Annotated in this window: 11 protein-coding genes and 1 tRNA gene; 8 read left to right on the top strand and 4 right to left on the bottom strand. The window is 62.8% G+C overall.

Features of this window, described 5'->3' with window-relative positions; translation table 11 throughout:
* Window positions 1-3 precede the first annotated feature (3 nt).
* The 7 genes from ACU0FH_RS06740 (at window position 4) to ACU0FH_RS06710 (ending at window position 7,356) form a co-directional block, all read left to right on the top strand.
* Entirely contained in the window at window positions 4-1,782 is a 1,779-nt protein-coding gene (locus tag ACU0FH_RS06740; RefSeq protein WP_446193920.1) for a helix-turn-helix domain-containing protein, read from the top strand.
* Between the two features lie 103 nt (window positions 1,783-1,885).
* Window positions 1,886-2,887: a flavin reductase family protein gene (locus ACU0FH_RS06735; RefSeq protein ID WP_446193919.1), complete on the top strand. Its 1,002-nt coding sequence runs from the start codon at window positions 1,886-1,888 to the stop codon at window positions 2,885-2,887.
* Window positions 2,887-4,395 carry an aldehyde dehydrogenase gene (locus ACU0FH_RS06730; RefSeq protein ID WP_446193918.1) on the top strand — a complete coding sequence of 503 codons (1,509 nt, stop codon included), beginning with the start codon at window positions 2,887-2,889 and terminating at the stop codon, window positions 4,393-4,395. Before ACU0FH_RS06735 ends, ACU0FH_RS06730 begins: the two co-directional genes overlap by 1 nt.
* A 40-nt stretch (window positions 4,396-4,435) precedes the next feature.
* Window positions 4,436-5,509, top strand: a complete 1,074-nt coding sequence (locus ACU0FH_RS06725) for an LLM class flavin-dependent oxidoreductase (protein WP_446193917.1) — start codon at window positions 4,436-4,438, stop codon at window positions 5,507-5,509.
* 57 nt (window positions 5,510-5,566) lie between these two features.
* Window positions 5,567-6,346, top strand: coding sequence for an alpha/beta fold hydrolase (locus tag ACU0FH_RS06720; protein WP_446193916.1), 780 nt, complete (start codon window positions 5,567-5,569; stop codon window positions 6,344-6,346).
* Between the two features lie 18 nt (window positions 6,347-6,364).
* On the top strand, window positions 6,365-6,748 hold the full coding sequence (locus ACU0FH_RS06715) for a carboxymuconolactone decarboxylase family protein (RefSeq protein WP_446193915.1): 384 nt from the start codon (window positions 6,365-6,367) through the stop codon (window positions 6,746-6,748).
* Window positions 6,745-7,356, top strand: a complete 612-nt coding sequence (locus ACU0FH_RS06710; protein WP_446193914.1) for an amino acid synthesis family protein — start codon at window positions 6,745-6,747, stop codon at window positions 7,354-7,356. The genes ACU0FH_RS06715 and ACU0FH_RS06710 overlap by 4 nt, the downstream gene beginning before the upstream one ends.
* A gap of 164 nt (window positions 7,357-7,520) precedes the next feature.
* Here ACU0FH_RS06710 and ACU0FH_RS06705 read toward each other — a convergent pair whose 3' ends face one another.
* A complete protein-coding gene (locus tag ACU0FH_RS06705) occupies window positions 7,521-7,985 on the bottom strand; it encodes a nuclear transport factor 2 family protein (protein ID WP_446193913.1) in 465 nt (154 codons plus the stop codon).
* 58 nt (window positions 7,986-8,043) lie between these two features.
* Complete coding sequence (locus ACU0FH_RS06700) at window positions 8,044-8,592, bottom strand: carboxymuconolactone decarboxylase family protein (RefSeq protein ID WP_446193912.1); 549 nt, start codon at window positions 8,590-8,592, stop codon at window positions 8,044-8,046.
* A gap of 388 nt (window positions 8,593-8,980) precedes the next feature.
* Between ACU0FH_RS06700 and ACU0FH_RS06695 the strand changes: the two genes are divergently transcribed.
* Entirely contained in the window at window positions 8,981-12,199 is a 3,219-nt protein-coding gene (locus ACU0FH_RS06695) for a reductive dehalogenase (RefSeq protein WP_446193911.1), read from the top strand.
* A gap of 22 nt (window positions 12,200-12,221) precedes the next feature.
* On the opposite strand, the gene ACU0FH_RS06690 is transcribed toward ACU0FH_RS06695, so the two are convergent.
* Both ACU0FH_RS06690 and ACU0FH_RS06685 read right to left on the bottom strand, forming a co-directional pair.
* Window positions 12,222-12,298, bottom strand: a tRNA-Arg gene (locus ACU0FH_RS06690).
* Window positions 12,299-12,368: 70 nt separating this feature from the next.
* Entirely contained in the window at window positions 12,369-12,680 is a 312-nt protein-coding gene (locus ACU0FH_RS06685; protein WP_446193910.1) for an ETC complex I subunit, read from the bottom strand.
* Window positions 12,681-12,881: the final 201 nt, after the last annotated feature.

Here is a 12,881-nt window from a genome sequence, read left to right as displayed (position 1 = left end):
AGGATGACAGAGAGCCTACAGTCCGACAGCGAGATCAAGCAGGGGCTCGACCGGTTCCGCCAGATCTCGGAAATCTCGAAACTGATCAACGAAGGCATCGACCTCAATGACCTGCTGACCCGCCTGACCGAGGCCGTCTGCCGCCATTCCGACTGGTCGATCAGCAGCGTTCTGGTGATGGACGAGGCGCGGCAGATGTCGGTCTCGGCGGCACGCTACGATCCGCTTTTGACCTTCAAGCGCCAAGGCGCGGGATTCGAATGGGACCTGATGGGCAGCCCAATTATCGAAATCGTCTCCAAGGGGCGGCCGATGATCATGCCGGATGCGTCAGAGCAGGATAAATACCCGGCCTTCCAGAAAGACGCCCGGCTGCGCGGCTATCGCACCGTTGTCCTCGTGCCCCTCCGGTTTCCCGACGAACAGGGGCGCCCCATCGTGTTCTGCGTGCTGGCGGACGAGGTGGTGGAAGTCTCGGAAACCGAGCTGAGCTTTCTGCAATGTCTCGCCGATCTCGCCGATATCGCGGTGCGCCGGATGCAGATCCTGCGGCAGGAAACGGCCGAGGCGGAGCGGCTGCGCGAGATCACCGTGAGCCTCACCTCGGCTCTGACCACCACGCTCGACCCGGACCATGCCAGCGATCTTTACGGCGGTTTGTCGCGACTGTTCACGACCGGCTGGTTCGCCATCGATCTGACCACCGGGCAGATGCTGTTTGATCGTGCCGGGGCATCGCCCCTGCTGCAAAAGATGTGCGACCGCCTGCCCGAATCCGTAGTGCGCACGGCGATGAGGGCCGACGCTGCGCGGGGCGATCAGACCGTGCGCCTGCTGGTCGAGGACGAAACCCTCTCGGCCCTGATGCGCCCGCTGGTGATCGACGGCACCCGCGTCGGCGCGCTGTTCCTGCTGAACGTGGAAACACTCGCCGCAAGCGAACAGGTCGCCGCCGATGCCGGGCGGCTGGCGCTGTCGTCACTGATCCTGCGTAACTACATGGCCTTCAAGACCCGCGAACATGCCTCGCGTCGGTTGATCGGACAGCTCTGCCAGGGTGACCTTCGGGATCTGGGAGAGCTGCGCGAAGAAGCCCGCCTTCTTGGCTTTGACCTCGACCGTCCGATGTACCTGATCGGCCTGCGCAGCCTCGGCGAGGCTTCTGTAGAAGAGGATTCGCACAGTTTCGTGCAGCGCAGTGCGCAAACGCTTTTCGGGCAGGTGCTGTCCTACAAAGACGGGCGCGAGGTCTATCTGCTGGTGCTGGATGACGACGCGATCCGGGATGGCAAGCTACGCGACCGGTTCCTGCAACGTATCCGCCCGATCATGCCGGAAACCGTGGCTGTCATGTCCGACCGGATCGACCGCCTGCAAGACGTCGCCCCTGCCCGCGAAGCCTGCCGCTGGAACCTGCAGGTGGCCGAGGCGATGGGGGCACGCGACTGGGTCACCCGGCGCACGGTGGGATCGTTTCCGTCGCTCATGGCCTCGGTCAGCCACCGGGTCGCGGACCAGTTCCTGAACGACACCATAGCCCGTGTGGCCGAAACCGGGTCCGACAAGGGCGACACGGTGCTGGAAACGCTTGAGGCCTATCTTGCCACCGGGCGGAGGCCGCAGGAAACGGCAGATGTTCTGGGCATCCATGTCTCTACCCTGCGCTATCGGTTGGGCCGCATCGCCGAGAAATCAGGCATCGACCTGAACGATCCGGACGAATGTTTCGAGCTGGAACTGGCCCTGCGCATCCACAAGTTCAGAATTTCCTATCAAAAGTAGGAAACATTTCCTGCGGCCTCGCAGCTTTCACGGGAGGACCGGCCAAGGCGACCGCCCCTAAGGTCGATCCATGTCCAATGTGCAATCAGACCGAAGGTCCCCCGTGAGCCCCATCGACGCCGTCCCTTTCGACCCAAAGGCCCTGCGCGCCGCCTTTGGCAGTTTTGCCACCGGGGTCACGGTTGTGACCACCTATGATAAATCGGGCCGCGCGGTCGGTTTCACGGCCAATTCCTTCACATCCGTCTCGCTCGACCCGGCGATCCTGCTGGTATGCCTTGGCAAAACGTCATCGAATTACGAGACATTCACCTCCGCCGACCGGTTCGGGGTGAATATCCTGTCGTCCGATCAGACCGATATCTCGACCCGTTTCGCGACCCGGGGTCTCAAGGACCGCTTTGCCGGGATCGACTGGCAGGCCGCGCCGGACGGCGCGCCGCTGATCGAAGGCTGCGCCGCGCGCTTCGACTGTAGCGTGCATGAATGTATCGACGCCGGCGATCACGTGATCCTGATGGGCCGGATCGAACGGTTCGACAGCCACGAACGCCACCCGCTGATCTTCGCCGAGGGCCGCTATCTCGCGCCGATTGACCTCGACACGCCGCAGGTGCGCGGCTCGGTCCGGCTGGGTGCGATCCTCACCCGTGATGAAGAGATCCTGCTGCGGTCCGACGGCAAGGGAAACTGGCACCTGCCGCTTTCCGGCGCGAAACCGGGCCTGCGCAGCGCACGGGCCGACCTTGACGGGTTCTTCGCCGCCGGAGGGGCCAGCGTCGACTGGGGTTTCCTGTTTGCGATCTTCGATGGCGACAGCGACGCGGTGCCGGGCGATGCCGATACGCTCGCCTTTTTCCACGGCTCACTCGAGGCAGGCGAAGAGCTTCCAAGCCAGTGCCGCCTGTTTCCGATGGATGAGCTACCGATGGAGGACGTCCCGATCTCGGCTCATCGCGCCATGCTGCGCCGCTATGTCGATGAACACCGGCAGCAACGCTTCGGGATCTACGTCGATTCCCCCGGCCCCCGCGGCACCGTGCAGCCGCTTGCGCTGCGCCCTGCCCCCTATGCCCGCAATATTCAGGACAAGGAAATCGTGTAATGACGCAGTTCACCCCCGAGGCGCTGGAAAACACCTGCCTTCCGATCTTTATCGACAACGAATTTGTCGCCTCCGAGGGCAAGCCGTTTGCCAGCTACGATCCGGCGACCGGCCAGCAATGGTCGGAAATCGCGGACGCCACCAGCGAAGAGGTCGACCGTGCCGTGCGTTCCTCCCGCCGCGCGATGGAAAACCCGGCATGGCGCAACATGTCCCAAAGCGACCGGGGAGCGCTGCTGTACAAGCTTTCGGAATTGGTCCAGCGCGACACCGATCGCCTGTCGCGGCTCGAAACCCGCGACAACGGCAAGCTGCTCAAGGAAATGACGGCGCTCACGCAGGCTGTTGCGACGGGGATGCGCTATTTCGCGGGCATGGCCGACAAGATCGAGGGCACCACGATCCCGGTCAACAAGCCCGACATGCTCAATTTCACCCTGCGCGAACCGATCGGGGTGATTGCCGCCATCGTGCCGTGGAACTCGCCTCTGTTGCTGCTGAACCGCGCCTTTTCCCCGGCCATCGCGGCAGGCAATGCGATGGTGGTCAAGCCGTCGGAACACGCCTCGGCCTCGCTTCTGGCCTTTGCCGAGCTGGTGGCCGAAGCGGGTTTTCCCGCCGGTGTCTTCAACGTGGTCACCGGGCACGGCCAAAGCGTCGGCGACGCGCTGGTGCGTCATCCAGACGTCGACAAGATCGACTTTACCGGCGGGCCGGAGACGGGCCGCATCATCGCCGGAAGCGCGGCGGCCAACCTGACGCCCTCGATCCTCGAGCTTGGGGGAAAATCGCCCAATATCATCTGCGCCGATGCCGATCTGGATCGCGCCGTGACCGGGGTGATTTCGGGCATATTCGCCGCCGGGGGCCAGACCTGCGTCGCAGGCTCACGCTGCCTTGTACATGACAGCATCTATGACGAGGTGATCGACCGTCTCGTCGCCCGCACCGCCGAAATCCGGATCGGCGCGCCCGACGATGACGCGACCCAGCTTGGACCGCTTGCGCTCTGGTCGCAGGTCGAAAAGGTCGGCCGCTTTGTCGAAGGCGCCAAGACCGGCGGCGCAGAGTTGCTGGCGGGCGGTGACAGGGTGCCCGGCATGGGCGATGGCTGGTACGTGCAGCCGACGATTTTCGGCAATGTCACCAACGAGATGGACATCGCACGCAACGAAATCTTTGGTCCCGTGCTGGGCGTGATGCGCTACAGCGACGACGAGGACATGATCGCCAAGGCCAATGACACCCGCTATGGGCTGGCCGCCGGTCTCTGGACCAATGACATGGAGCGCGCGATGCGCTTCATGGGCCGGATCAATGCCGGGATGGTCTGGGTCAACACCTATCGCAGCCCCTCGGTCATGGCCCCTTCGGGCGGCTACAAGGACTCGGGCTATGGCAAGCACAACGGCTTTGCCGCGATCAACGAATTCACCCGGATCAAGACCGTGGTGATCGACTACTCCGGCAAGACCCACGATCCTTTCGTGATGCGGGTCCAGAAGTGATCAGTCGGACAGGTACAGAATTTCAGGACAGGAGCAGGTGATGAGGTTTTCCATCGCAGTGAACATGGGTCGACTCGACCCGACGACGGATATGCGCCAGATCGCGGACGAAGCGCTGGAACTGGTGAAGATCGCCGATCAGGGTGGGTTCGACATCGTCTGGACCGCCGAACACCACACGATCGAGCTGACCGTTTCGCCCAACCCGTTCCAGTTGCTCAGCCACTGGGGCGCGCATACCAAGAACATCCGCCTCGGCACGGCCGTTGTCGCCGCGCCGTACTGGAACCCGATCCGGCTGGCCGGTGAGGCCGCGCTTTGCGACATCCTGACGGACGGCCGCCTTGAGCTTGGGCTTGGCCGTGGCGCTTATCAGTATGAATTCGACCGGATGGCGGGCGGCATGCCGCAGCAGGAAGGCGGCAAGCATCTGCGCGAGATCATCCCCGTGGTAAAGGCCCTCTGGGCCGGGGAATATGCGCATGAGGGCGAGCTGTGGAATTTCCCGGCCACCACAAGCGTGCCGAAACCGCTTCAGAAATCAGTGCCCATGTGGATCGCCGCGCGGGATGAAAACACGTTCCAGTTCGCCGCCGACAATGGCTGCAACATCATGTCTACGGCGCTGCGCAAACCCTTTGCCGAGGTCGTGGATCTGCAACACAAGTTCAACGCTGTGACCAAGGATCTGCCCAAGGGCCAGTTGCAGCACGCGACCCTGCGCAGCACCTGCCTGTTCGAGGACAAGGCCGGTGAGGATACCGCCTATGAATCCGTCATCAACTATGGTCGCGCCTTCGAGAACCTCTTCAAGGGCATCGGCGAGGTCAAGGACGGCTATCCCGAGGCGGTGGATTTTGAAACGGTTGCCAACCGCGACGAGTACGACCGTGAGAACCTGTTGGAAAACATGATGCTGGGCAGCCCGGATCAGGTGATCGAAAAGCTCGAGCGCTACAAGGCGGCGGGTGTCGATCAGTTCATCTACGGCGCGTCTTTCTTCGTGCCGCACCAGAACGCGCGCCGCTCGCTGGAGCTGTTCTGCGACAAGGTGATCCCACACTTCCGCAAGCAGGAAAATGCCGCGAGCCCCGAAATGGCAGGCGCGAAATAAAAGGCAGACGGGCCGGAGCCGAGAGGCTCCGGCCTTTGCCCTGATAAGGAGACAAGGGTGCGGACAACCGACGACCTCATACATTACTCGCGCGAAGGCACCGGCGACCCGCTGGTGCTTGTTCATGGCGTGGGGGCCAATCTAGCAAGCTGGGACGGCGTTGCCGAAAGGCTGAGGGGTGAGTTCGACATCCTGCGGTCCGACCTGCGCGGCCACGGAGAGTCCGCCCGCATCGACAACCCTATCACCATAGATACCTTTGCCGAAGACATTCTGCGGGTGATGGACGAACAGGGTGTCGAGAGCGCGCATCTCGCCGGATTTTCCCTGGGCGGGCTGATCGCGCAAAGGCTGGTCGTGGGCTGGCCCGACCGGTTCCGGCGGATCGTGATCCTTTCGGCAGTCGCGGGCCGCACGCCCGAGGAACGCGCCAAGGTGACCGACCGGCTCGGCATGATCCGCGACGGCGGCATGAAAGCGATCACCGGCGCCGCGCGCGAACGCTGGTTCACCGAAAAATTCGCCCGCGACAATCCCGATCTCATCACCCGCCGCATCGCCGAGATGGAGGCCGCCCATGTGCCCTCATACCTCGAAGCATACCGTGTGTTCGGGCAGACCGAACTGGTCGATACCCTGCACCGGATCACACATCCGGCGCTGATCATGACCGGGGAATTCGATCAAGGCTCGAACCCGCGCATGGCGCGGACCATGCACGAATTGATCGACGGATCAGAGCTTGAGATCTTGCCTGGGCTCAAGCACAGCGTATTGCTCGAAGCCTCCGACCTTATCGCGGAACGCATTGCCGCGTTCCTCAATAAACCACTCTGAAAGAAGAAAGGAACGCCAATGGACAAGGCGCTCTACGACAAGGGACTGGCACAGCGAAAGGCAACGCTCGGGGCCGAATACGTGGAAAAGTCGCTGAACAACGCGACCGAGTTCTCCAAGGATTTCCAAAGCTTCATCACCGAATACTGCTGGGGTGCGGGCTGGGGCGATGAAACCCTGCCATCCAAGACGCGGAGCATGCTGAACATCGTGATGATCGCGGCGCTGAACCGAATGCACGAATGGGAGCTGCACTTTCGTGGCGCGCTGCGCAATGGCGTGACGCTTGATGAAATGAAGGCGATGATCACCCAGATCACCATCTATTGCGGTGTGCCCGTGGGCGTCGAATGTCACCGCATCGCCAACCGAGTGCTGGCCGAGCAGGGCGACGAAATATGAGTGACGTCCATATCCGCAAGATCGTCGACTATACCGAAGACACGCTGATCGAAGGCGGCCGCGAGGTCGAGACCCCGATCCGCATGGCCGCCTGCGCCGCGATCATCCGCAATCCGTGGGGCAACGAATATGTCGAGGATCTTCAGCCGCAGATCATGGCACATGCGGTCGCGCTTGCCGATGCGCTGGTGCCGCGCCTGATCGCGCTGATGGGCGGACCCGACCGGATCGAGGCCTTCGGCAAGGCCGCCGTCACCGGCACCTCGGGCGAGGTGGAACACGCCGCCGGTCTGATCCACACGCTGCATTTCGGCAATGCCTACCGCATCGCCGCCGAGGCGGATTCCTTCCTCCCCTTTACCAACAAGCGCGCCGGGGCAGGCACGGCCATCACCCTCCCGATGACCCATAAATCGCTGGAAAACAAAGGCGCCCGGACGCATTTCGTGACGCTGGAATTCTCGATCCCCGATGCGCCAGCCCATGACGAAATCGTCGTGGCGCTTGGGGCGTCGAGCGGCGGTCGCCCGCATCCCCGCATCGGCGACCGGTTTCAGGACATGAAACTCATGGGAGTCGATCAGGCAGGCCGCCCCCTTTCTGCCTGATCCCCTGCCCGGCGCTGACAGTCCCATGAGGCGCCGGGCGACAGTTCTTTGATCAAGACGGGCCAGCGATTCCGCCGCGAACACGTTCAGGTATCGCGCCTGACCTCGACAGCGGATCGACTATCTCGGAACGCGTTGGTCAGACGCATCCGAATAACAGAACCTTACAGTCCCATCTCACTCAATGACGGGTGGTCGTCCGGACGCCTGCCCGGCGGCCAGTGGAACAGACGGTCGTTCTCGCTGATCGGCTGGTCATTGATGCTGGCGTGACGCGCGGCCATCAGCCCGTCGTTGTCGAACCGCCAGTTCTCATTGCCGTGCGACCGGAACCACTGCCCCGCCGTATCATGCCATTCATAGGCAAAACGGACAGCGATGCGGTCCCCTGAAAAGGCCCATAACTCCTTGACGAGCCGGTATTCTTGCTCGCGTTCCCATTTCGCGGTGAGAAAGGCGACGATGGCCTCGCGCCCGGTGAGAAAGCTGTCGCGGTTACGCCAGCGGCTGTCGGGCGTGTAGGCCAGCGAGACGGCGCGCGGATCGCGAGAATTCCACGCATCCTCGGCCTTGCGGACCTTGAGCGCGGCGGTGTCAGCGGTGAATGGGGGAAGCGGCGGTCGGATCATATCGATCTCCTTGAGAAGAGGCGACGGCAGCCCCGGGCCGCCGCCGCGATTGGCTCGATCAGGCCGCGACACCTGTCGCGACGGGGAAATCGATTTCTGTCTGAGCGACCTCATTCAGGTAGTTCGTGTAGACGTTCAGCGCGACATGCTGAACGATCTCGACGATCTGCGCCTCGTCATAGCCAGCCTCACGTACAGCGGCGAGATCGGCGTCGGTCACGCGCCCACGCAGCTGCGCGACTTTCAGCGCGAAAACGACGGCGGCATCGGCTTTTGCATCGGTCGAGCGACCGCTGCGATTGGCGGCGATTTCTTCCGGGGAAAGCTTGGCAAGATTTGCCGCAATGTAACTATGGGCGGAAAGACAATATCCGCAGCCATTGTATTCGGCGATAGCCAGCGCGATGCGTTCCCGCGTTGCGGCAGGCACCCTGCCCTTGGCAAGCGCGCCGGACAGGCCAAGGTGCCCTTCAAGCGCGGCAGCGCTTTGCGCTTCGAGCCGGAACATGTTGGGCACGCTGCCCAGTTGCTTGGAAACCTGCTCCAGCAGCGGTCTCGAGGCTTCGGGGGCGTCGTTGATGGTGGCGGGCGTAGGGATACGGGACATGGTGTTCTCCTTTGAGATTGTGTTGAACCCCAAAGCTAGGAACGCTCAATTCCGGAAAGGATACCCTTAAACAGAGAGCTACCCTCTCACCATTTGAGAGGGCGGGCGGGACAACGAAGCTTTCGGATTGACAAGGGAAGCCCGATGCCCTCCGAAACCATCTGTTGGCGCAGGATCGGCGGCAGGGCCATTGGCGACGCGGTCAGGCATTTACTCGCCCGCCGCCTGACATGGCCATTCCGCACCATGCTGTCCGGCGTTCCAACCATGCGGACTTTACGTGCAAGCGGATACAGGTTGCCGCCGCCCAGCAATTCAGCAACGATCAGTTGGTGGCAACCTAGCCCTGCCCTTAGCCTTGGGCAGCCAAACGTAGGAAAGGTAGCGCATGGGCATTCGACTGTTTTCAACGAAGAACCGGGAGATGCACCTTGGTCCCTACCCGTTGGAACGCCTGTCGCGGATCGACGCTCTGCCGGATCTGAGCAGAGTAGAACCAGATGCCCCGCTGGATTTCCGAAATCTCGAAACGCCGCATTCCCTCGTCAACGCGATGGGCGAATATCAGGCCATGCTCGACGTGATCCGCGACGGGCTGGTGAACCCGGCGCTGTCCGCGGCGCCGACCGACCCGGAAGAACGGGCGCGGCACATGAAGGCCTTTGGCTATTTTCAGGACGCGTCGATGATGGGGGTCTGTCGGTTGCCCCGGGCCGCTTTGCTGGCGGAACCACGCCGAAACCCCGATATCGACCGGCTGGCCGATGACATCCGCAACAAGCAGACCAAGACGCTGGCCTCGGGCATTGATGAGATCATGGCGGGCCTGAAGGATTCCATCGAGCGGCCCCCCTGTTCGATCGAAGAACACAGCCATGCGATCGTCGTGCTGGTAGAGCACCACCGTGCGCCAAGAGCGGATGAACCGGGCGCGGAGTGGATCACGGACGCGCAGGATCACCGGGCGGCCCTGCGCGCGGCAGAGACCGCCGTGATCCTGAGCAACTACCTGCAATTACTGGGCTTTCAGGCGCGCGCCCATACCGCAACATCCTCCGATGTCGACCTCAACCGACTGGCCGTGGCGGCGGGGCTCGCCACGAATGAAGGCGGCGCATTGATCGCCCCATGGATCGGGGCAGGTTTTGGTCTTGCCGCGATCACCACCGATATGGAGATCGCCCCGGACAGGCCGCTGGCGGCCCTGCGCGACCAACCTTGGTTCCGCACCAACGGGCCCGCGTGGTGGCTTGGCAAGGGCACCGTCAAAAGCGCGATGAACCGCGACCCTTATGCGCGGCGCAACTATGCCGACGGCGCCCTGCCGTTTGAGAAACTGAAACGTGTCGAGGAACCGACAACCTTCATCGACGAGGCGCGGGTTGCCCGCGTGCCCAAGCGGACGGACATGTTCGCACGGTCCCAGTTCGGCGATCTTGGCAAAAAGGTCCAATCCCAGGCAGCTGGCGGCTGGTACGCCCGTAAGAGCGCCCATTCCTTTGCGCAGCGGCGGGTGCTTGGCGCGTTTGTCCTGCTTCAGGACGGTGACCCTGCTGCGAATGCGCCGCGCCCTACAGAGGCCGAGCGCAATGCCGCCAACGTCAAGGCGGCCTCGTATTTCCTTGGCGTCGATGCGGTCGGCATTTCCCGTTGCCCGGACTGGACATGGTACAGCCACGACGCGACCGGCGCCGAGATCGTCCCGCCGCACGATCAGGCGATCTCAATGATCATCGATCAGGGCTACGAGACGATGGAAGGCGCGAGCGGCGACGACTGGATTGCCGTATCCCAATCGATGCGGGCCTACCTGCGGTTTTCCCTGCTGGGCGGGGTCATCGCCAAGCAGATCCGCAACCTCGGCTATTCCGCCAAGGCGCATAGCGTGCTGGATGGCGAAGTGCTGCAACCGCCGCTTCTGCTCTTGTCGGGGCTGGGCGAGGTCAGCCGCATCGGTGAGGTGATCCTTAACCCGCTGCTCGGGCCGCGCCTGAAATCCGGCGTGGTCACCACCGACATGCCGCTTGCCCATGACAAGCCCATCGATTTCGGCCTGCAGAACTTCTGCGAGAGCTGCAACAAATGCGCGCGTGAATGTCCCGCGGGCGCGATCACCGCCGGGCCCAAGCGCATGTTCAACGGCTACGAGATCTGGAAATCCGACAGCCAGAAATGCACCACTTACCGGGTCACCACCGAGAACGGCGCCATGTGCGGTCGCTGTATGAAAACCTGCCCGTGGAACCTCGAAGGGCTGTTCGCCGAAAAACCTTTTCGCTGGGTGGCCTCCAACGTTCCCGCTGCCGCCCCAGCGCTGGCACGGCTGGACGACATGGTGGGGAACGGCGGGCTGAACGACGCGAAGAAATGGTGGTGGGATCTCGAGCTGAAACCCGACGGCGGCTATCGCGCGCCGGAACAGCCAGTGAACCGGCGCGATCTACAACGCGATCTCGACCTGAAATACAAGGATCAGACGCTCGCCGTCTACCCGGCAAACCTTGCGCCCTGGCCATGGCCCTATCCCTTTCCGATGGACCGCGAGGCCGGCATCAAGGCCTATCGCGAGATGATTTCTGCATCGGAATACCGCGACCGGTTGGCACGCGGCGAGACGGATGGTCTGGCCCATGAACGGCAGGATTTCCCCGACGCGCCCGTGATCATGGCGCGGGTATCGCGCGTCGAGCAGATGTCGGCGGGCGTGACGAAATACGAATTCACGGCATGGGACGGCAGCCCGCTGCCTGACTGGACGGCGGGCGCGCATCTCGACGTGGTGGTCACCCCGGAATACCTGCGCCAGTATTCCATGTCAGGCGATCCGGCGAATACCGGCAGCTACCAGATCGGCGTGCTGCGCGAAGACAAGGGGCGCGGCGGTTCGCGGATGCTGCACCGGATCTTCAGCGAAGGGCGCCGGGTTTTTATTTCGAAACCGATCAATCACTTCGACCTTGTCGAAGAGGCGGAAAAGACTTTCCTGATGGGCGGTGGTATCGGGGTCACGCCGATGATCGCCTTTGCCCACCGGTTGCACGCTCTGGGCCGCGACTTTGAACTGCATTACTCGGCCAGCCGAAAGGCCGATGCCGGTTTCCTTAGCGATCTGCGAGAGGTCCCCTGGTCTGCCCGGGTCAGCACCTATTTCTCGGATGAGGGCAACCGCGCGGACCTTGCGACGATCCTCGGACCCTACCAGACGGGACTGCACGTATATGCCTGCGGACCCTTGCGCTACATGGACAGCGTGATGGAGGCCGCGACGCAACTGGGGTTCCCCGACTCTGCCCGGCATCTGGAATATTTCTCGGTCCCCGAAGAGCCGGAGTACGTGGACCACGACTTTACCGCGCGGCTGGCGCGTTCGGGACGCGAAATCGCGGTTGCCGCCCAGCAGAGCCTGTCCGACGCGCTTCAGGACGCCGGTGTGAAGCTCGACGTCAAATGCTCGGACGGGATCTGCGGGGTCTGCAAATGCGGGCTGCTCGAGGGTGAGGTCGAGCATCGCGATTTCGTCCTGTCAAAAGCCCAGCGCGCGCATGAAATCGTGACCTGCAAGTCCCGCGCCGCCGCGCCGAACGGCGTCATCGTGCTGGACCTTTGACAGGCTGGTTGTGTCTGAAAACTGGCGATCCCGGGAGGACTCGAACCCCCAACATCCTGATTAGAAGTCAGGTGCTCTATCCAGTTGAGCTACGGGACCGCTGGGCCTGTTCTTGCGCGGTTTGGCCCCGGGTTCAAGAGCCAAGCGCATCTGAATTCGGCCGGATCGCCTAGTGGGTCCAGGCACCACGGCGGTTGGTCGCGAAATTTTCGCCGTAACCGCCCTTGCGGATATTGGGTTTGCGGGTCTTCGGCTCGATCACCTGTACCTCGAGGCCATGATCCTCGGCATAGTCGAGCGCCGCTTCCTTGGTGTCAAAGCGCAGCTTGACCTGACTCTGCGTGTCGCCGGAGGACGTCCAGCCCATCAGGGGGTCGACCGAACGGGCGCTGTCGGGCGCGAATTCAAGCACCCAGTTGCGGGTTCTGGCGGTTCCCGACTGCATCGCGTTTCGGGCAGGTTTGTAGATGCGTGCGCGCATTGCATGACTCCGTCTGATCGCTGGCTTTATCGTGGATTTCACGCGCCGGGGCAAGCTCTTGCTCGGCCCGGGCGGCGCCATGACGCGGGCATCTGCGTAAATGCGTGGCGGAGGGCGCTGGCCGGGGAAAGATTTAATCGCCCTGCCCCTGCCGATGCTGAAACGGCCATTGAAGCCGCGCCGCGACTGTCCCACATTATG

It is taken from the genome of Heliomarina sp., assembly GCF_052826185.1.
The sequence above is the reverse complement of the archived record's forward strand: the minus strand, read 5'-3'. Positions and strand labels throughout refer to the sequence as shown.